This is a genomic window from Flavobacterium sediminilitoris (genome assembly GCF_023008245.1).
Classification (GTDB): domain Bacteria; phylum Bacteroidota; class Bacteroidia; order Flavobacteriales; family Flavobacteriaceae; genus Flavobacterium; species Flavobacterium sediminilitoris.
This window is the reverse complement of sequence record NZ_CP090145.1, coordinates 3,484,650-3,505,701: the sequence shown is the minus strand read 5'-3', so window position 1 is coordinate 3,505,701 and position 21,052 is coordinate 3,484,650. Positions and strand designations below refer to the sequence as shown.

18 protein-coding genes are annotated in these 21,052 nt (G+C 29.4%); 6 read left to right on the top strand and 12 right to left on the bottom strand.

All coding sequences use genetic code 11. From position 1 onward, the window contains the following. Positions 1-235 precede the first annotated feature (235 nt). From LXD69_RS16100 to LXD69_RS16080, 5 genes are all read left to right on the top strand, one after another. On the top strand, positions 236-1,534 hold the full coding sequence (locus tag LXD69_RS16100) for a hypothetical protein (RefSeq protein ID WP_246916133.1): 1,299 nt from the start codon (positions 236-238) through the stop codon (positions 1,532-1,534). 139 nt (positions 1,535-1,673) lie between these two features. Further along, positions 1,674-2,966, top strand: coding sequence for an anthranilate synthase component I family protein (locus LXD69_RS16095; protein ID WP_246916132.1), 1,293 nt, complete (start codon positions 1,674-1,676; stop codon positions 2,964-2,966). A gap of 5 nt (positions 2,967-2,971) precedes the next feature. Next, positions 2,972-3,865 (top strand): hypothetical protein, encoded by an 894-nt coding sequence (locus tag LXD69_RS16090; protein ID WP_246916131.1) that lies wholly within the window; start codon positions 2,972-2,974, stop codon positions 3,863-3,865. 41 nt (positions 3,866-3,906) lie between these two features. Then, the gene (gene tilS / locus LXD69_RS16085; RefSeq protein ID WP_246916130.1) at positions 3,907-5,214 is read left to right on the top strand and encodes a tRNA lysidine(34) synthetase TilS; all 1,308 of its coding nucleotides are present in this window, start codon (positions 3,907-3,909) and stop codon (positions 5,212-5,214) included. Continuing rightward, positions 5,214-7,280, top strand: a complete 2,067-nt coding sequence (locus LXD69_RS16080; RefSeq protein ID WP_246916129.1) for a protein-disulfide reductase DsbD family protein — start codon at positions 5,214-5,216, stop codon at positions 7,278-7,280. Before tilS ends, LXD69_RS16080 begins: the two co-directional genes overlap by 1 nt. 30 nt (positions 7,281-7,310) lie before the next feature. On the opposite strand, the gene LXD69_RS16075 is transcribed toward LXD69_RS16080, so the two are convergent. The 7 genes from LXD69_RS16075 to LXD69_RS16045 all read right to left on the bottom strand — a co-directional run bounded on the left by LXD69_RS16075 (position 7,311) and on the right by LXD69_RS16045 (position 14,796). After that, positions 7,311-8,384, bottom strand: coding sequence for an alanine/ornithine racemase family PLP-dependent enzyme (locus tag LXD69_RS16075; RefSeq protein WP_045971744.1), 1,074 nt, complete (start codon positions 8,382-8,384; stop codon positions 7,311-7,313). Then, positions 8,384-9,535 carry an alanine racemase gene (gene alr, locus LXD69_RS16070; protein WP_246916128.1) on the bottom strand — a complete coding sequence of 384 codons (1,152 nt, stop codon included), beginning with the start codon at positions 9,533-9,535 and terminating at the stop codon, positions 8,384-8,386. Before alr ends, LXD69_RS16075 begins: the two co-directional genes overlap by 1 nt. Next, positions 9,528-10,658: an amidohydrolase gene (locus tag LXD69_RS16065; protein ID WP_246916127.1), complete on the bottom strand. Its 1,131-nt coding sequence runs from the start codon at positions 10,656-10,658 to the stop codon at positions 9,528-9,530. Before LXD69_RS16065 ends, alr begins: the two co-directional genes overlap by 8 nt. Positions 10,659-10,664: 6 nt before the next feature. Continuing rightward, positions 10,665-11,099 carry a GNAT family N-acetyltransferase gene (locus LXD69_RS16060; protein ID WP_246916126.1) on the bottom strand — a complete coding sequence of 145 codons (435 nt, stop codon included), beginning with the start codon at positions 11,097-11,099 and terminating at the stop codon, positions 10,665-10,667. Continuing rightward, positions 11,089-12,546 carry a sodium:solute symporter family protein gene (locus LXD69_RS16055; RefSeq protein WP_246916125.1) on the bottom strand — a complete coding sequence of 486 codons (1,458 nt, stop codon included), beginning with the start codon at positions 12,544-12,546 and terminating at the stop codon, positions 11,089-11,091. Before LXD69_RS16055 ends, LXD69_RS16060 begins: the two co-directional genes overlap by 11 nt. 418 nt (positions 12,547-12,964) lie before the next feature. Continuing rightward, entirely contained in the window at positions 12,965-13,648 is a 684-nt protein-coding gene (locus LXD69_RS16050; RefSeq protein ID WP_246916124.1) for a hypothetical protein, read from the bottom strand. A 530-nt stretch (positions 13,649-14,178) separates the two neighbouring features. Then, entirely contained in the window at positions 14,179-14,796 is a 618-nt protein-coding gene (locus LXD69_RS16045) for an Abi-alpha family protein (protein WP_246916123.1), read from the bottom strand. 153 nt (positions 14,797-14,949) lie between these two features. Between LXD69_RS16045 and LXD69_RS16040 the strand changes: the two genes are divergently transcribed. Beyond that, positions 14,950-16,485, top strand: coding sequence for a YifB family Mg chelatase-like AAA ATPase (locus tag LXD69_RS16040; protein ID WP_246916122.1), 1,536 nt, complete (start codon positions 14,950-14,952; stop codon positions 16,483-16,485). A 10-nt stretch (positions 16,486-16,495) separates the two neighbouring features. Here LXD69_RS16040 and LXD69_RS16035 read toward each other — a convergent pair whose 3' ends face one another. The 5 genes from LXD69_RS16035 to thrC all read right to left on the bottom strand — a co-directional run bounded on the left by LXD69_RS16035 (position 16,496) and on the right by thrC (position 21,040). Further along, complete coding sequence (locus tag LXD69_RS16035) at positions 16,496-16,921, bottom strand: SET domain-containing protein-lysine N-methyltransferase (RefSeq protein ID WP_246916121.1); 426 nt, start codon at positions 16,919-16,921, stop codon at positions 16,496-16,498. 9 nt (positions 16,922-16,930) lie between these two features. Then, complete coding sequence (locus LXD69_RS16030; protein WP_246916120.1) at positions 16,931-17,638, bottom strand: DUF6882 domain-containing protein; 708 nt, start codon at positions 17,636-17,638, stop codon at positions 16,931-16,933. Between the two features lie 122 nt (positions 17,639-17,760). After that, positions 17,761-18,480: a YebC/PmpR family DNA-binding transcriptional regulator gene (locus LXD69_RS16025; RefSeq protein WP_045971730.1), complete on the bottom strand. Its 720-nt coding sequence runs from the start codon at positions 18,478-18,480 to the stop codon at positions 17,761-17,763. A gap of 67 nt (positions 18,481-18,547) precedes the next feature. After that, a complete protein-coding gene (gcvT, locus tag LXD69_RS16020) occupies positions 18,548-19,630 on the bottom strand; it encodes a glycine cleavage system aminomethyltransferase GcvT (RefSeq protein ID WP_246916119.1) in 1,083 nt (360 codons plus the stop codon). Positions 19,631-19,747: 117 nt separating this feature from the next. Beyond that, a complete protein-coding gene (gene thrC, locus LXD69_RS16015; protein WP_246916118.1) occupies positions 19,748-21,040 on the bottom strand; it encodes a threonine synthase in 1,293 nt (430 codons plus the stop codon). Positions 21,041-21,052: the final 12 nt, after the last annotated feature.

The window sequence follows — 21,052 nt, the reverse complement described above, 5'->3', positions numbered from 1 at the left end:
TTTTAAGTGTTCTTGGGTTGAAATCATCTGATTTTAGAATTTGATAATAAATAAGGGCTATTTTGATGAAATTATTGTTTTAATCATAATATATTAATTAGTTTATTTTTTTTCTCATTGTATTTAAGGTCATTTTAATAACATTGTTTTACTTATAGTGCTATAAATAAAAGTAATAGGTGGAGTGAAAATCGTATTTGTGTTTTATATACTTTTGCGCCCAAAAAAATAGAACATGAAAAAAACATTGCTATTAACCATTGCATTTTGTTTTAGTCGTTTTTTATTTTCTCAAGTTGGCATCGGAACTACGTCTCCAGATGTTTCCTCAGCTTTGGATATAAAAAGCAATAATTCAGGATTATTAATACCTAGGGTAAACTTATTATCTTCAACAGATAAAACAACAATTAGCAACCCAGCTATTAGTTTATTAGTTTACAATACTTCTACAATTTCAGATGTGACTCCTGGGTTTTACTATTGGGACACTGTTTGGAAAAAAATGAATAATGCTGCAGGAGCGATAGGAACAACTAGTGGTTGGGCTTTTAATGGTAACACATTAACTACAGGAAGCGAATATTTAGGAACCAATAATTATCATTCATTAGCGTTTAAAATAAATAACTCAAGTTTTGGAAGATTTCATCCTAATGGAGGAATTTCAATTGGTAGAGGTTCTACTTCAAATGATGAACATTCTATAGCAATAGGAACATCTGCAAATTCTTCAGCTTCAAATGAGGCTATTGCAATAGGGAGAAATTCTTCAGCATCTGGTTATAGATCTGTTGCGTTAGGATTCAATAGTTCATCTTCAAATAACAACTCAATAGCATTGGGGAATTTTTCAACAGCTTCAGGAGAACAAGCAACAGCTATAGGAACAGGAGCTACTTCAAGTGGTCAGAATGCTACAGCTATTGGTTATCAAGCAACGGCAAGTCAGGCAAATTCAATAATTTTAGGAAATTCAACTAGTAGTAATAATAAAATAGGAATTGGTACTAATTCACCAGACGAACGATTACATGTTAATGGTTCAATAAAAATAGTTGATGGAAATCAAGGTTTAGGGAAAGTACTTGTTTCTAATGAAAGTGGAAAAGCAAGTTGGGCAGATTTGAATGATTTGAAACTATATGGTGAAATCTATAAAAATTCAAGTAGCGTTTTATCTTCAGGAGCCATTAATTTGGGAACAAATGGAGTTAGTAATGGAATGTCATTAAATGCTTCTAGTATTCAAGTACAAAAAACAGGATTATATAGAATTTCATATACAGTTTCATTGAGAAAAAGTTCAGGATCTGCAATTCATCCAGAATTTTATTTAGGAATTTACGGAACTGAAATTCCAGGAACAAGAACATATAGTACTATTTCTGGAAATGATACAAGAACTGTATCTTTAGTGAAATTGGTTAATCTTACTGCTTATGAAGCCGTTTCTATTTATTCATCATTATCTAATACTAATACAAATTTATTAGCAAACGGATGTAGTCTAGTTATAGAATTAATTAAATAGATTAAAGTATCAATAATAAGGTGGTTTAAGCATTTTTGATTGACGGGAAAACGTTATTTTTTGTCTCAATTAAAAAAGTTTAAACCACTTCTGCTTTTAAATCGTAATTTTGAACTTTAAAAAATTATAATTTCAAAATTTGAGAACTTCTATTTTTAAAACTATCTCTGATCCTAAAGAATTTAAATCACAACTTTTACATTGGTCTAGTCAATTTAGAGAAGTTACGTTTTTAGATTCAAACGACTATAATCAAAAATATTCTAGTTATGATTGTATTTTAGCTGTTGAAGCTTTCACATCTATTAAAACAGATTATCATAATGTATTTGAAGATTTGCATCAATATCAATCACATGCTAAAGATTGGTTGTTTGGTTATATTTCTTATGATGTAAAGAATGATGTTGAATTACTAAAATCAGAAAACTTTGACGGATTAGAATTTCCTGATTTATATTTTTTTCAACCTAAAAAGTTGTTTTTTTTAAGAGATAATTATTTGGAAATTAGATATTTGAATATGTGTGATGATGAAGTTGAAACAGATTTTATCGAAATTTCGCAATGTTCTTACGCTAAATCTGAAGAAGTAGTTATAGATGCTATTAAACAAAGAATTTCAAAAGAAGAATATCTTTTAAAAGTTAATAAGATATTAGAATACATTCATAAAGGAGATATTTATGAAACTAATTTTTGCATGGAATTTTTTGCAAAAAATGCTGTTATTAATCCAGTAGCAATATATCAAGAATTAAATGCTATTTCAGAACCACCTTTTGCAACTTATTTTAAAAATGATAATCATTATTTACTTTCTGCTTCACCAGAACGATATTTAAAAAAAGAAAATAATAAAGTAATTTCCCAGCCAATAAAAGGAACAGCAAGAAGAAGTTTTGATATTGAACAAGATAATCAATTAAAAACGGAGCTTTCTAAAAATGAAAAAGAGCGATCAGAAAACATTATGATTGTTGATTTGGTACGAAATGATTTGTCTCATACAGCTAAAAAAGGAAGCGTAACTGTTGAAGAATTATGTGGAATTTATACTTTTAAACAAGTACATCAAATGATTTCTACGGTTGTTTCGGAAGTTGAAAATACAATATCTCCAATAGAAATTATTAAGTCTACCTTTCCTATGGGAAGCATGACAGGAGCGCCAAAAATTTCAGCTATGAAAATTATTGAAAATCTAGAAGAAACGAAACGAGGATTATATAGTGGAGCAGTTGGTTATTTTAGTCCAACAGGAGATTTCGATTTTAATGTTGTAATAAGAAGTATCCTATATAATGCTAAAAAACAATATTTATCTTTTTCTGTAGGAAGCGCAATAACATCTCAATCTATTCCTGAAAACGAATATGAGGAGTGTTTGTTAAAAGCAAAAGCAATGTTTGAAGTTTTACGATTAAGATAATAGTTATGAAAAAGAAGATTATTATTCTAGTTTTGTGTTTGCTGCAAATTAGTTGTAAAGCAAAATCGAATACTTATGAGCATATTATTGAGCCAGAATATGAACTATTTAAAGTAAATCAGCAAAAAGCAATATTGGTTTTATTTCCTTGTTTTCCTTGCGATATAGAAGATACAAAAAGCGAGTTCCCAATAATTGATTACGCTACAAGTCAAGGTGTTTCTGTACTATTAATGAATTATAATCAGAAGTTGTATTTAAATGAAAGTGAGTTTGTAGCATTGTCAGATTTATTCAATTCTATTTTTGAAACACAGAATGTGAAAACAGAAAATGTGCATATTGGAGGTTTTTCAAGTGGAGGAAATGTAAGCTTATTATGGAGTAATTATTTATTGAAAACGCATAATAAAATTGTACCAAAAGGTGTTTTTATAGTTGATTCACCAGTTGATATATTAGGATTATACTATGTTGCAAAGAAGAATATTAGTATGAATATATCAAGTGATAGTGTTGAAGAATCTAATTGGATTATTCAAAAACTTCAATCAGATTTAGGAAATCCAAATGATAGCATTAATTTGTATGAAAAAAAAGCCCCTTTTACACTAGAAACAAAAAATATTGGTAATGCTAAGTATTTAAAAAATATTAAGATTAGATTTTATACAGAACCAGATATAGATTGGTGGAAAGAAACAAAGAACAATGAAGAAAAAGATTTGAATTCATATTTTATTCAACAATTTTATAAAGAATTGAAGCAAGATGAGTTTAAAAAAGTATCCTTAGTTTTAACAAAGAATAAAGGATATAGAAAAAACGGAGATCGTCATCCACATTCATGGTCAATAGTTGATAAAGACAATCTTATAAAATGGATTTTAGATAATTAATTTGTTGAAAAACCTTAAATTCGTGATTCTATATTTTTACAATGTTAGAAAAATTTAAAAATCATTTAGATCAAAATTTTCCACATTTATATGGGAAGAAATTACTATTGACTGTTAGTGGAGGAATTGATAGTGTTGTATTGGTTCATTTATGTAAAAAAATACAGTTGGAAATAGGTGTTGCACATTGTAATTTTCAGTTAAGAGATACTGAAAGTGACGAAGATGAGCTTTTTGTACAAGAATTGTGTACGCAATATAATATTCCCATTTTTATCCAAAAATTTTCTACAAGTGATTATGCAGTTCAGCGTAAACTTTCTACACAATTAGCTGCGAGAGAATTAAGATATAATTGGTTTAATGAAATTATAGAAAATAACAACTATGATTATATTGTAACAGCTCATCATTTAGATGATCAAATAGAAACATTTCTAATAAACTTAACTAGAGGAACAGGTCTAGAAGGATTAACAGGAATTCCAGAGCAAAATGATAAGATAATAAGACCTTTGCTAATTTTTTCTAGAAATGAGATTGAAAATTTTGCAAATAAAAATCAAATAGATTGGCGTGAAGATTCTAGCAATGCATCAGATAAATATTTAAGAAATAAAATCCGTCATGCAGTTGTTCCTGTTTTAAAACAATTGAACCCTAGCTTTTTAACATCATTTCAAGAAACGTTGAATCATTTGAAGCAATCTGTTGAGCTAGTTGAAGATGTTACTGCAATTATGTATGAAAGAATAGTAACTCAATTAGATCATAAAATTCAAATCAACATAGAAGAATTATTAAAACTAAAGAATTATAAAAGTTATTTGTATCAATGGTTGAAAGAGTATGGTTTTACAGCTTGGGATGATATTTATAATTTACCATATGCACAATCTGGAAAACAAGTTTTTTCAAATTCTTACATACTTTTAAAAGACAGAAATTATTTATTATTATCTCCAAAAGAAAAAGAAGAACTAAAAGAGTCTTTTTTTATTAATGAAAACTTAAAAAATCATAAAGTTCCCTTAAATCTCTCTTTTTGTAACATAAGTTACATTTCAAACTCAGATAACAATATTATATTTGTTGATGAAGATAAATTACAGTTTCCTTTAGAGATAAGAAAGAAAAAAGAAGGTGATAGTTTTTATCCTTCAGGAATGAATGGAAAGAAAAAATTGAGTAAATATTTTAAAGATGAAAAATATTCACTTTTAGAAAAAGAAGAACAATGGTTACTTGTTTCAAACAATGAAATTGTTTGGGTAATAGGCAAGCGAGCAGATCAACGTTTTTTAGCAAATGAAAACACACAAAACACCCTAAAAATAGAACTTAAATAATGAAAAAAATTTTTACTTTTTTAATAATAATATTTTCCTTAACGGGAAATTCTCAAATATTAGACCCTGTAAAATGGACTACTAAAGTTATTCAAAAGTCAAATACAGAGTTTGAATTAATAATAGATGCTACAATTGACTATAATTGGCATCTATATTCTCAAAACACACCAGATGGAGGTTCTCAGCCGCTTGTTTTTGAATTTAAAAATGCAAAAGGAAATTATACTTTAGTAGGAAAAACAACAGAAGGTAAATATATAAAAGAATACAACGAAATATTTGAAGTAGATGAATACTTTTTTGTTAATAAAGCACAATTTAAACAGCTTATAAAAGTTACAAATACAAACCTTAAAGAAATAAAAATAGCATTATCAGGACAAGTTTGTATCGATGGAAAATGTATTCAAGAAGATGATAATTTAACAATCAAATTACCAGAAATTAAACAAGAAACGATAGTAGAAAAAGTTGAAGAAAAAGCAGTAATTACTGATACAAAAGAAGATAAAAAGACTACCGAAGAAATTATAACAAAAGTAGACGAAGTTATAACAGATTCAACAAATTCTAATGTAGAAGAAGTTAAGAAAGTTGAGACTACTACAGCTACTAAAAAAGAGATAAAAAAAGAAGAGAAAAAAGGATTGTTAAGTATATTTATTTTGGCTTTTTTAGGTGGATTTGCGGCTTTGTTAACGCCATGTGTATTCCCAATGATTCCAATGACAGTAAGTTTCTTTACAAAACAAAGTAAAACGAAAGCTGAAGGAAAGAAAAACGCTTTTATTTACGGGATTTCAATTATCTTAATTTATTTATTATTAGGTTCTTTAGTAACAGGTATTTTTGGAGCCGATGCTCTAAATGCATTATCAACTAATGTTTGGTTTAATATTATTTTCTTTGGTTTATTAGTCTTTTTTGCAGCTTCTTTTTTAGGTGCTTTTGAAATTGTTTTACCAAATTCATGGGCAAATAAAGTAGACAGACAAGCTGATAGAGGAGGAGTTGTAGGAATTCTATTTATGGCATTAGCTTTAGCTATTGTATCGTTTTCATGTACAGGACCTATTGTAGGAACATTATTAGTAGAAGCAGCTTCTAAAGGAGGAATTGCTCCAATTGTAGGAATGCTAGGTTTTTCTTCAGCTTTGGCATTACCATTTATGCTTTTTGCGATGTTTCCTGGTTGGATGAATTCATTACCAAAGTCAGGAGGATGGTTAAATACAGTTAAAGTTTCATTAGGATTTTTAGAACTTGCTTTAGCTTTTAAATTTTTGTCAAATGCTGATTTAGTTTTACAAGCACATTGGTTGGAAAGAGAAGTCTTTTTAGCTATTTGGATTGTGATTTTTGGTACTTGGGCTGTATATTTATTTGGTAAATTAACACTACCTCATGATAGTCCATTATCACATATATCTGTTGGAAGATTATTTTTAGCTTTATTGGTTTCAATATTTACAGTGTATTTAATTCCAGGTCTTTGGGGAGCACCTTTAAAATTAATTTCAGGATTTCCACCACCAATGACATATAGTGAAAGTCCTTATGGAGTAGGAAATTCTCAAGGAGGTGGAGGAGAAGCTACTTCAGTTTTACCAGCACATGCCCATTATGGGCCACATAAAATTATCGCTTTTCATGATTATGAAAAAGGAGTCGCTTATGCAAAAGAAGTTGGTAAACCTATTCTTTTAGATTTTACAGGACATGCATGTGTGAATTGTAGAAAAATGGAGGAGCATGTTTGGTCACAACCAGAAGTGCTTTCAATGTTAAAAAACGATATTGTTTTAATTTCACTTTATGTTGATGATAAACGTTCATTAGATGAAAAGGAACAATACATTTCTCCTGAAACAGGAAAAGAAATAAAAACTATCGGTAATAAATGGAGTGATTTTCAGATTACAAGATATAAAAATAATGCTCAACCATATTATATCGTTTTGAATTCAGAAGGTAAAGATATATCAGACCCAGTAGGTTATACACCAGATGTTGAAGAATATAAAACATGGTTAAAAGAAGGTATTGCTAATTTTAAGAAATAAAACAAAAACCCAATCTTATGATTGGGTTTTTTATTCCACTATTTTTTCAATATAATCAGAGTTTAAAAGATAAAGTGCACCCATATATTGCAATTTAAAAGAGATTAAATCACCTACTTTATAAATTTTTTCAGAATTTGAAATATCAACAACCATCATGTCGGAACTAGCATCTACGATAGTAATATTTGGATTGTCTGTTTCTAAATATTGTGGTTGCATATCTAGTAATCCAATGTCTAGAATAGCACGCAATGAAGTAGTACTTAAATCAGTATCATCATTAATTTCGTATGTGTTTCCAGCTACATTTTCACCTAATTCACCAATAGGATTATCTGGTTTTTCAGTAATTTCAATAACTTCTGCATAGAGTTTGAAAACATCATTATGTAACCCTTCTATTGTTTCACCTGTAAATAAATCTTTTCCAAAAAACAATGCTTCTCCTATTCTAAAATGATTTACAGCCATAGGTCGTGCATTTTTAAGCATTAAAGGAACAGCAACAGAAGTTCCACCAGAAACCCAAGGTATTTTTACATTGAATTTAGCTTCAATCAATTGTTTGTATAAACTCAGTTGAATTAGTTTATCTTGAGTAGGCATTACACCACTTAAACAATTTAAATTAGTTCCAATTCCTCTAATTTCAATATTAGGTAAACTAAAGACTTGTTCGTAAAAATGAAGCAATTCTTCTCCTAAAACACCTTCACGCAAGTCACCCATTTCAATCATAATAATGATTCCGTGTTTTTTATTTTGTCGTTTCGCTTCTTCAGAAAGCATTTGAATAGTGTAAATTTCTGTATTAAAACTTACATCAGCATATTGAACAATTGTTGAAATATTTCGTTTTGAAGGTGGCTTTATATATGATGTTTTAATATTTGGATTTAATTTTTTAATTTTTTTTAAATTACTAATTCTTGAATCGTGCATTTCGGTTACACCTAATGAAATGATTTCTTTTAGGTATATAGTATTTCCACAAAGTAATTTTGTAACAACTCCCCATTCAATATTTCGTTCTTTAAACATGGTGTTTAAAAACGTATAATTTTCTTTTAGTTTTCTTCGATATAGTTTTATAAAAGCCATTATAGTGTAATTTTTCTTGGTATTGTTTTAGAAATACGGGTTAATAATTCATAATTTAATTGGTTACTAAAATCACTAAATGAAGCGACTGAAACGGTAAGTTTTTCCTGTGTGCCAATTAGAACAACTTCATCACCTTTTTTTACATGTTCAATTTCAGAAACATCAATTGTTAGCATATTCATATTTACTGTACCAATAACCATGCAACGTTTTCCATTTATTAAAACACGTCCTTGATTACTTAATGAACGGCTATAACCATGTGAGTAACCCAATGGAATAGTTGCAATTTTCATCTTATTTTTTGCCATAAAACTTGTTCCATATCCAATAAATTCTCCCGATTTTACTCGTTTTACACTCATTACTTCACTTTTCCAAGTAATAACACGTTGTAAAGGATCTATTTTTTTCTTTTTAGAGTTTAAATAACTAACTAAAACTTCAGGACTAGGCCATAAACCATATTGTAATATACCAATTCGAACTAGGTCCATTCTTGTTTCTGGAAACATCATAGCGGCAGCAGAACAAGCCGAATGTTTTATTTTAGGATGTAATTCAAATGTACTGAAAATTGAACTTGCTTCATTGAAAATAACAATTTGTTTTTGAACCCTATAATAATTTGCAATGCTTTCTGCTCCAGCAAAATGTGTACATAAGCCTTTGAAATAGAGGTTGTCTTTTTCTTTGATTAAGAATTGTGCTACTTTTGAAATTTCACTGATTTTAAAACCTGTTCGATTCATTCCAGTTTCAATTTCGATATGTAAAATAGCTTTTTGATTTAGCTTTTTTGCTATTTTTGATGCTTTTGCTAATCGGTAGCGTTCAAAAACAAAGAATTCAATTTGATGGCTAATTACCCAAGCCAAATCATCATCTGCAACAAATCCCATAATAAGAATAGTTACTTTATTTCCTAATGTATCAAATATTATTTTAGCTTCTTCGACGTCAAAAACAGAAAAATGAGTTATGCCATTTGCAAATGCCATTAAAACAAATTCTTTCAAACCATGACCATAAGCGTTTCCTTTTACAACAGAAGAAAGAATTACTTTTTTACCAAAGGTTTTTTTTAGAAAATCAATATTGTTTTTATGAGCATTTTGATTAATTTCTATGATGGAATTCTTATGCATTTAAAATGTCTTTTGTAATTTGATGGAATAATTTTATTCCTGTTTCTATTATTTCATCAGGGAAATCATAATCTGGATTATGAAGTGAAGGCGTTTTTTCTCCTGAACCTAAACCTAGCATAGCTCCTTTAAATTTTTGTGTAAACAATCCGAAATCTTCACCAAAAGTAAAAGGTTCTTCTTTTTCAAGTATATCAAAACGATTCTTAGAAGCGGCTTCTCGAATTATATTTATAGCTTCAACATTGTTTTCATTAGCTTGAAAACTTTGTGTCCAGTCTATATTTAGTTCTAATTTATGTTTTGATGCAATTGATTGTATAATAGATTCTAAATGAGTTTCTATTGTTCTCATTTGAAGATTACTATTGCTTCTAATTGTAAAATGAATTTCACCATATCCAGCAGAAACACCATAAGCTTTTTCTCCCATGTTAATGTAAATAGGAGTAATTAAACAATAATCAGGTTGTGTTACATCATTTTTAATAATAGCATCAAAATGATTAATAATTTCTGAAATTGCTAAAGCAGGATTAATTCCGTTTTCTGGTTCGCCCGCATGAGATGTTTTTCCTCTTAATTTTATAATCATACTGTTTACAGCACAAGTAAAGGTATGCTCTTTTACAATAATTTGATGTTTTTTGAATCCAGGCAAATTATGTAATGCAAAAGCATAATCGGGTTTGATTTCTTTAAATTTTTTATCATTTGAAACTCTTCTGGCACCATTTCCGTCTTCTTCCGCAGGTTGAAAAAGTAATAGTACAGTTCCTTTTTCTATTGGATTTTGATATAATTCTTTAGCTAATCCACATAAAATTGCCATGTGACCATCATGTCCACATTTATGAGAAACATCTTCATAAACAGATTGATGACTGAATGAATTAATCTCATGAATAGGTAAAGCGTCTAGTTCACATCTGAATAATATTGTTTTTCCTTTTTCTTTTCCGTTGTAAGTTGCTAAAATTCCTTCTCCTCCAAGTTTTGTTATAATTGTATCAGGAGAATAGTGGGAAAGAAATGTTAGAATACGTTTAGCTGTTTCTTTTTCGTTTCCAGATATTTCTGGGTATTGATGTAATTCTTTTCTAAGTTGAATAAGCTCTTTCAAAACTTTTTATTTAGTTAAACGCATTTCTAAGTATTTATTTGTAAATCCAAGTTTTTCATATAATTTTTTGGCAGGATTATCGGGTTCTACGTGTAATGCAATATTTCCATTTGCAGTTTCAATAGCTTTTTGCATTAATTGTTTCCCAAATCCTTTTCCTCTTTGACTATTATCAACTGCAATATAAACCAAAATATTTTCAGGAATAAAGCCTTCCATTCCAGTATTGTTTAAGATAACAGCACCTACAATCTTTTCATTGTCTAATCCTACAATTATAGTTCCTCCTTTAGAAGGATTCATAGCATAGTTAATACATTTTAAGATATCTTCCGTTTTGTCGCCATATTGTTCTAAATGTGTAAATAGAAATTCGGCAATTATTTGATGATTATATGTTTTGTGTTCTCCTGTTTCTGGAGTAATAATTTTAAATTCCATTGTTTATTTTTTTATAATGATAATTTGATAATAATATGAATGTTATTAAAGATATGCTAATTCCGAAGATATTTGCGTCTAAATGTTTTGGTAATGAGTAATTTAATGGTAATTTGTTGTTAGATAGAATTAGTCCAATAGTTGTTCCACCTCCTAAAAGCATACTCCAAAAAGCGGCTTTAGCATTGCTTTTTTTCCAAAATAATGCTCCTAGAACAGGGACAAATAAACCAGAAACCATAAAAGCGTAGGAGTAGAGCATAAGTTCTAATACGTTTTGCATTTGAGAAGCTAAAAGAATTGCAAATGCTCCAACAGAGAGTGTTACAATTTGTGAAATTTGAAGCATTTTCTTTTCTGAAAATTCTTTTTTAGAAAATTTAGAAATAATATCGGTTACAATATTTCCAGAAGCTGCCATTAAACAGCTATCAGCAGTGGAAAGAATTGCTGAAAAATAGGAAGAAAGCATTAATCCCATTAATCCAATAGGTAAAATTGTACTTAAAAGTATAGGTAATCCCATTTCACTGTCCATTGAAGCGGCATCTGTTATTCCGTCAAACATTCCTTGTGTGGCAGCAACTTTTGCAAGCATTCCTAGAATAACTCCCATAAAAGCCATTATAGGCCATTCAAATAGACCAGCAATAAACCATGCTTTTTTTGCTTCTTTTTCGTCTTTACAAGCATAAATTCTTTGGTATAGTGTCATTCCAATAAACCAAATAGGAATTATGGTTACAGACCAATTTAAGATTTGATGCCAAGAAACATTGGTTAACGATAAATATTCAGGTGCTAGAGTTGCTTTGATAACGTCATAACCACCAACTGCATTATAAGCTATAGGAATACCTATAAAAACGAGTCCGACAATTAAGATGATCCATTGAATGGTATCAGTGTAAATTACTGCTTTTAAGCCTCCTACAGCGGTGTAAACTACTGCTATAACCCCCATAATGATTAGAGCAGTTTGAAGGTTTAATCCTTCAATAGTTGCTGAGGCTAATTTGGCTCCAGCTAACACTTGTGAACTTGTAAAACCAATATAACCAATAGCTGATATAATTCCTGCTAATAATGCAACCTTGGCATTATAAAAATGATTGAAAATTTGTGGAAAAGTAAAAAACTTATGCAAATGACCTAGTTTACTTACTTTTGGAATTAAGAAAACAGCACTTAACCAAGCACCAATTAATCCTGTAAATAGCATCCAAGATCCTGAAATTCCCATAGTAAAGCCAAGGCCACCAAGACCAATTGAAAATCCACCACCAACATCGGTAGCTACTACGGATAGTCCAATGTGCCAGCTACTCATGTTTCTTCCACTAACATAAAAATCTTCTGAAGATTTGTTTTTTTTGTAAAAATAAAAACCTACACCAAGCATAGCTAGCATGTAAACAACAAAGATTAAATAATCTACTGCGTGCATTTTATTTGTTTTAAAATTATGTATTGCCTGTTAAGGAATTTTTCCAAAGGCTAGATGTAGCGAACTACAAATCGAATGATTAAAATGAAAGATTTTAGAATTAAAATCTTATAAATAATAGTTAGATAAACTATTGTATGAAATCAAATAACGAGGCGCAAAGGTAATAAAAATGATTTGGAATGCCTAATTTGGGTTGATGGTTGTCTATTGTCAGGTTGTCTGTTGTTGGTTGTTGGATGTGAGTTGACAGCGTGCAAGTCTCTAAAATAAGTTGATTACAAAAGTACATTTAAATGAAAACTAATTTAAAAACGGTCCACTTTATTTAGGCATTGATAATAAAAATTCCTATTACATTTCATAATAGGAATTGAATTTGCAAACACTTTTGTTTACTAAAAGGACAAGTTAAAGCTTAATATTTCTCTTTTTGAAAGCCCCAGTCTCTTAATTCTTGTTTGTATGTATCAGGATAATTGGCTTTTAAAGTATAAATAATGGCATTTAATCCTTTATTTAGATTTTTCTTTAAGATGTTTTTATCACCTACTTTAACCGAAACCAGACCATCTGTTGTTGTGGCTTCTTTTACTAAAACACTATATTGTTGTTGTAAGGAAGTCCAGAAAGCCAACCCAAATTCTTTGTCTTCAAACTCGTGCTCTGTTAGTGCGCTAATCATTAATTTCAAGGCTTCCACTCTTTTGTTTTTATCTGTTGGTAACAGGTAGCGATTGCCTTTGTGTTCAATACCAAAAGCTGCAAAATAGCTGGTACTGTTTTCTTTTTTATATTTATCTGTAATGTAGCCTTTTACATATGACAAATGCGTATCCATTGTTTTTTCTAAGGCCTCTAATGTTTGTGTAATTTGTGGTCGTGTAGCGCCTTTAGATAATCTAATAGATAGTGTGTTGTTATAATTCGTTGCATCCGCCTGAAATTGCGCAACGGTTAACCATTTTAATGTTAGCCAACTAGAAGCTGCCCATTTTTCGCTTACTGTTGTAATGACATTGCCGAAGTTAATATCGGCTACTGGAACATTTCTAGTCTTAGTAGATTTTTCATTTTTTGAATTGTTTGCATTTGTTTCCATAAGTACTGTATTTAATTTTAAATTAACTTAATACTAAGTTATAATTTGAAACATTAACAATAACAATGCCAAAAAGCCATTTAAAATTGCCTCAAAATTTTAGAGTAGGATGGTAGAAAGTAGCTGCTGTGCCTGTTTATAGAAAAACCAAAAAAGCAGGTGTAGTTGCTCCTAAAACAGTGCGTTTAGTGCAGGTATCAGGTGTAGTTGGTAGTAAAATAGTGCGTTTGGAGTAGGTTATAGGTGTAAACTGTGTTGTTACACTTTGTTTAAGAGGCGTAAATGCTTTAGTAGGTTGTTGTATTGTTTAAAGTGAGTATACTTTTCAGCTAGATTTTTCCCAAAGAATTGATGTAGCGAACTACAAATCGAATAATCAAAGCAAAAGATTTTAAAATGTAAAATCTTATTTACAATAGTTAGATTAACTATTTATGAAACTAATTAACGAGCAAAAAGATAATAAAAAGGAATGGAAATGCTTAATTGGGGTTGTAGGTTAATATTTATGATATTTGATTTGATACTTCTTATTTATGTAAAGTACAAGATTCTATAAACATCTTTCCTAAATCACTTAACCCAAACTGTCTGCCACCTAATAATAAAGTTGCTTTATTTTTATTAGTCTTTGATGTAATATCCATTTCAATCAATCCTAATCTAATTAAATTTATTCTTTCAATATTAGTAAAATTAGAATCAATACTAGAATAATCGATTAAATGTGAATTTTCATTTTTATAGTTATAAATTTTTTCAATAATTAATAACTCATTTGAACTTAACTGATTTAGTATAAAAGGAAAAATTGACGACTCGTAATTTTCTTTTGTATCAATAAGATTAACTAATAAATTACTCCATTTTTCTTGTAATGTTTCATTATCTTCTAAACTTGAATATTCCAATAATGGTACAAGCGCTTTAACAGATAATTGTTTTAAAGTAATATTATTTTGTTTACAAATTTCTTGAGCTTTTACAAGCATTTTGATTTGATTATTTAATCTAAATATTCTTATTTTATCACCAAGTAATAGACCAGTTTCTTCAAGGGTAGCACCAACCAATTTTTCAAGAAATCCTTGGACTAATTCAATTCCTTTTTCGACTGCTGTTGAAGAAATATCTATCTTTGAACTCATAATATTATTTACTAAGGATTTTTTACTAATTTATAAATAAATTTTTATAATTGTTTACAGTTAAGAATAATTGTTAATAATTAAAAAAGTATTAAAATTCAAAATCTTTTCTATATTTGTACTTATATAAGCCAAAATTTAAAAGTATAAGCCATGTTAGTAAAAGTATTCGGAAGTGCCGTTTTCGGTGTGGAAGCGACGACCATTACCGTTGAGGTAAACATTGATAAAGGAATAGGCTACCACTTGGTAGGATTACCAGATTCCGCAATTAAAGAAAGCAGTTATCGTATTGCTGCTGCACTCAAAAACAATAATTATTCGTTACCTGGAAAGAAGATTACGATAAATATGGCTCCAGCCGATTTGCGTAAGGAAGGTTCTGCCTACGATTTAACGCTTGCTGTTGGAATTTTAGCAGCTTCTAATCAAATAAAAATAGATTTAGTAAATGATTATGTTATTATGGGTGAATTATCACTTGATGGTGGTTTGCAACCCATAAAAGGAGCGTTATCAATAGCTATAAAGGCCAAAGAAGAAGGTTTTAAAGGAGTGATTTTGCCTATTCAAAATGTTAAAGAAGCAGCTGTTGTAGATGGAATAGATGTTTATGGAGTAGAAAATGTATTACAAGTAATTGATTTTTTTAATGGAAAAGGTGATTTGATTCCTACGGTTATTGATTGTCAAGAAGAATTTAATAAAACACTAGAATTTCCAGAATTTGATTTTTCTGATGTTAAAGGACAAGAATCTATAAAAAGATGTATGGAAATTGCTGCTGCTGGAGGTCATAATATAATTTTAATTGGCCCGCCAGGATCTGGTAAAACAATGCTAGCAAAGCGTTTACCCAGTATTTTACCTCCTATGACCATGCAAGAAGCATTGGAAACAACTAAAATCCATTCTGTAGCAGGAAAAGTAAAAGAGGCTGGGTTATTGACACAAAGGCAATTTAGAAATCCTCATCATACTTCTTCGAGTGTAAGTTTAGTAGGAGGAGGAAGCTATCCACAACCAGGGGAAATTTCGTTAGCACATAATGGTGTTTTGTTTTTAGATGAATTACCTGAGTTTAAGCGAGAAGTATTGGAAGTAATGCGTCAACCATTAGAAGACAGAGAAGTTACCATTTCTAGAGCTAAATTTACAATTACATATCCTTCATCTTTCATGTTAGTGGCTAGTATGAATCCAAGCCCTGGAGGTTATTTTAATGATCCAAATGCTCCTGTATCAAGTTCGCCAATGGAAATGCAACGTTATTTGAGTAAAATTTCAGGTCCTTTATTAGATAGAATAGATATTCATATTGAAGTGACTCCTGTTCCTTTTGAAAAATTATCGGAAAAAAGAAAGGCAGAGAATAGTGCAGAAATTAGAAAACGAGTTACAAAAGCAAGAAATATTCAATCGTTGCGTTTTCAAAACATGAAGACTATTCATTATAATGCTCAGATGAGTAGTAAGTTAATTAGAGAATATTGTGCGTTAGATGATGAATCATTGCAATTATTGAAAACAGCAATGGAACGATTAAATTTATCAGCGAGAGCTTATGATAGAATTTTAAAAGTATCTCGAACAATAGCTGATTTAGAGGATTCAAGTGTTATTCAATCTCATCATATTGCTGAAGCTATTCAATATCGTAGTTTGGATAGAGAAGGATGGTTAAGATGATGTATAGAAGTTAAAATTTCCTGTTTTTCCAATATTTTGCACCATAGCTACAGAAAATTTCTTCATTAGGTTTAATGTTTTTTGTAGCTATAATGCAAACATTGTTATTTTCATCTAAAGTAATTTTAGCATTATTTTTAAATTTAGAACTAGAAGTACCTTTAGCATCATTTGCATATTTTGCAAAACAATCAACATTCATTGAATCTAATGTTTTGCCATCAATCATGTTAATGAAATATTGATCTTTTTTATTTGTGATACGTTCTTTTACTTGTTCGTCATTTAGAATTTCTCCTTTAAATATGGAGATAATTTCGTCTTGGTATATTTTAATAGCCGTAAATAATCCTTTACCAGCATTTATTAATTGAGAGGTTTCAATATATAAATAATCTGATTCTAAGGCTTCAATTGTGTTGTCAGAATATACCATAGGTTACTATTATTTTAATTCTCCATTTAATGAAGTAAGTCGATTAAGTTCATCAAAGTTAGCAATTATAATATTGTTATCTTTTTTTCCTTCGATAGAATTATTTGTAATCTTTAATGGTATTTCTCTGTCAATTAAGTAGTTTATAAAGGCATTTTTATGATTAACATCAAAACTACTTATTGCTTGTGGAAAATTGGTCATTACTTTTTCAGGTTTACTTTTATCAATTGCTGGAATTGCATCATCATCAATTGTAACTACAAGTGTTCCTTGACCATAATTCGCACAATAATAGCTCTTTGAATTAAAGATTCCGCAAGCAATCATTCCTATTTTATGCTCAAAATTTTCTTCTACATGAAAATGAGGATTTGTTAACTCTTCAATGTTTTTTTCTTCACCAATGGCTTTTAATTTATTTGATTGAATAAGTAAGTTTTCAGGAATTCCACTTTTGCTATTTGCCCAACCCCACATCCAAGAATTGTTATTGAAAGAAAGTGATCCTATGATTTGAATTGGTAATATAATATCTTCAAATGAAATTGTGCCTTCATTCATATCAAATTGCCAAGATTTAGAATCAATTATATCAGCAAGATTTCCTTGTTTTTCAAGAGATAAAGCAATATTTTGCTCTAACATTTCTAAAGAAGTATTACAATTTTGTTTTGTATAAGATTGAAATTCTGTTTGTTTATGATTGTCTTCCATTTTTAAATTTATTTATAATTACAAATGTAATAAAAATGATGTAAAATCTTACAATATGTCTATTTATACAAAAAAACTCCAAGTATGTATATCTTGGAGTTTTTTGAATTTATTTTGAATAATTATTCTGCACTTTCTTGCATTGTGTGATATACATTCATGACATCATCATCTTCTTCAATTTTTTCTAATAACTTTTCTACATCAGCAACTTGCTCAGGAGTAAGTTCTTTTGTTACTTGTGGAATTCTTTCAAAACCAGAAGATAAGATTTCTAAATTTCTATTTTCTAATTCTTTTTGGATATTTCCAAAGCTTTCAAAAGGAGCATACATTAGAATACCATCTTCATCTGCAAAAATTTCTTCTACACCAAAATCAATCATTTCTAATTCTAATTCTTCTACATCTTGTCCTTCTGCTGGAATTCTAAAATTACAAGTATGATCAAACATGAATTCTACAGAACCTTGTGTTCCCATTGTTCCATTACATTTATTAAAATAACTTCTAATATTTGCAACAGTTCTATTGTTATTGTCTGTAGCTGTTTCAATAAGTATGGCTATTCCATGTGGAGCATAACCTTCAAAAAGAACTTCTTTGAAATTAGCAGTATCTTTATCGGAAGCTTTTTTAATAGCGCGTTCTACATTGTCTTTTGGCATGTTTGCTGCCTTTGCATTTTGTATAACAGCTCTTAAACGAGAATTAGTGTCAGGGTTTGGTCCGCCTTCTTTAACGGCCATAACAATATCTTTACCTATTCTAGTGAACGTTTTTGCCATTGCTGACCAACGTTTCATTTTTCGTGCTTTTCTAAATTCAAATGCTCTTCCCATTTCTAATTGTTTTATCTCAGTATAATGTGCAAAAATAAGGTTTCTTTACAATTATTCAAATTGTTACTTATTTTTTATAAAATGGTAATTTAACCACTTTTGCTGCTACGTCTTTATTTCTAATTCGAATAAAAATTTCAGAATCAACACTTGATAATGCTGTAGGAACATATCCTAATCCAATGGCTTTTCCTAATGATGGTGATTGTGTTCCAGAAGTTACAATTCCAACTACATTTCCATTAGCATCTGCAATTTCATAATCGTGACGTGGAATTCCTCTATCAATTAATTCAAATGCAATTAATTTACGACTTACACCTTCTTCTTTTTGTTTTTTTAAATTTTCAGAGTTTGTAAATTCTTTTGTAAACTTTGTAATCCATCCTAATCCAGCTTCAAGTGGTGAAGTAGAATCGTTAATATCATTTCCATATAAACAGAATCCCATTTCTAAACGTAGTGTATCACGTGCAGCTAAACCAATTGGTTTTATGCCATAGGAAGCACCAGCTTCAAACACTTTGTTCCAAATTTGTTCTACTTCAGAATTTTTACAGTAGATTTCAAATCCACCTGATCCTGTATATCCAGTTGCTGAAATAATTACATTCTCTATTCCTGCGAAATCTGCTACTTCAAAATGATAGTATTTGATTGTTGATAGGTCTACAGATGTTAAAGATTGCATAGCTTCAACAGCTTTAGGACCTTGAATTGCAAGTAATGAATAGTCTTCTGAAATATTTTTCATATCGACACCTAAATCATTTTGAGATGAAATCCAGTTCCAATCTTTTTCAATATTTGAAGCGTTTACAACTAATAAATATTGATCTTCTTTTATTTTGTATATAATTAAATCATCAATTATTCCTCCTTCATTATTTGGTAAACATGAATATTGTGCACGACCAATTTCTAAAACAGAAGCATCATTTGATGTTACTTTTTGTATTAATGCTAATGCATTTTCACCTGTTAAAAGAAATTCACCCATGTGAGAGACATCAAAAACACCTACACCGTTTCTTACAGTTTCATGTTCCGTATTTACACCTTCATATTGAACAGGCATATTGTAACCTGCAAAAGGAACCATTTTTGCTCCTAAGCTTTCATGAACGTGTGATAAAGTCGTATTTTTCATTATTTGTAGTTAAAAAATTAAAGTGGCTAATTTATTCAAAAAAACTCAATTAAAAGGCTCGAAAACTTATAAATTGTCGATATGTTTTTAACATTTTTCTTGTTTTTTGTAATAGCATTATTTTGTAAGTATTATTGTTTTTAAATGATCGTAATTTTTTATTTTAATGCTTTTCTTTTCTTTGCTAAGAACATTTTTTATTTGTTCAGGAATTTGAAGATTTATGTTTAATGTAGATTCAACAATATCTATAAATTTTACAGGATGTGCAGTTTCTAAGAAAAAACCTATTGCTTCGGGGTGATTTTTAAGTTCTTTTTTTAAACCTAAATAGCCAACTGCTCCATGTGGTTCTGCAATATAATTATATTGATTATAAATATTTTTCATTACTTCTAATGTATCTTCATCTGTAAAAGTATAAGATGAAAAATCTTTTTTAAATTCAGACAAATCATTGTTATACATTTCTTGGATTCTAACAAAATTACTTGGATTTCCAACATCCATTGCGTTTGAAATTGTAGCAATTGATGGTTTTGGTTCATAAACTCCATTTGTTAAAAATCTAGGAATAGTGTCGTTTGCATTTGTTGTAGCTACAAAATGATGAATAGGTAAACCTAGTTTTTTTGCTAATATTCCAGCACAAATGTTCCCGAAATTACCACTAGGACATGACGTGATTAATGATTTGTTGAATTTTTTAAGCGCTTTATATGCAAAGAAAAAGTAAAACATTTGAGGTAACCAACGTGCAATATTAATAGAATTTGCCGAGGTAAGATTTTGATGTCTTAATTCTTCGTCTAAAAAGGCTTTTTTTACCATATCTTGACAATCATCAAAATTACCTTCGACTTCTAATGCTGTGATATTTTGTCCTAAAGTAGTTAGTTGTCTTTCTTGAATATCGCTTACTTTTTTTGATGGATATAAAATAATTACTTCTACACCTTTTACTCCTAAAAAACCATTTGCAACAGCTCCTCCTGTGTCTCCTGAAGTAGCAACTAAAACGATATTTTTTTGGTCTTTGTTTTTGTTGAAATATGCTAGACAACGTGACATAAATCGAGCGCCAACATCTTTGAAAGCCATTGTTGGGCCATGAAATAGTTCTAATGAATAGATATTATTTTCTACTTTATTTAAAGGAAAATCAAAAGATATAGTTTCTTTAATAATTTGTTTTAATTCTTTTTCAGGAATTTCATCTTTTATAAAAGGTTTAATCACTTCAAAAGCAATCTCTTCATTTGATGTATTTTCAATGTTTTCAAAAAAGGTTTTAGGTAATTCTGAAATTTTTGATGGGAAATATAATCCTTTATCTGGTGAAAGTCCGTTTATTACTGCTTCTTGAAAAGACACCGTATGATTTTTATTGTTTAAACTGTAATATTTCATTTTAAAATTGGT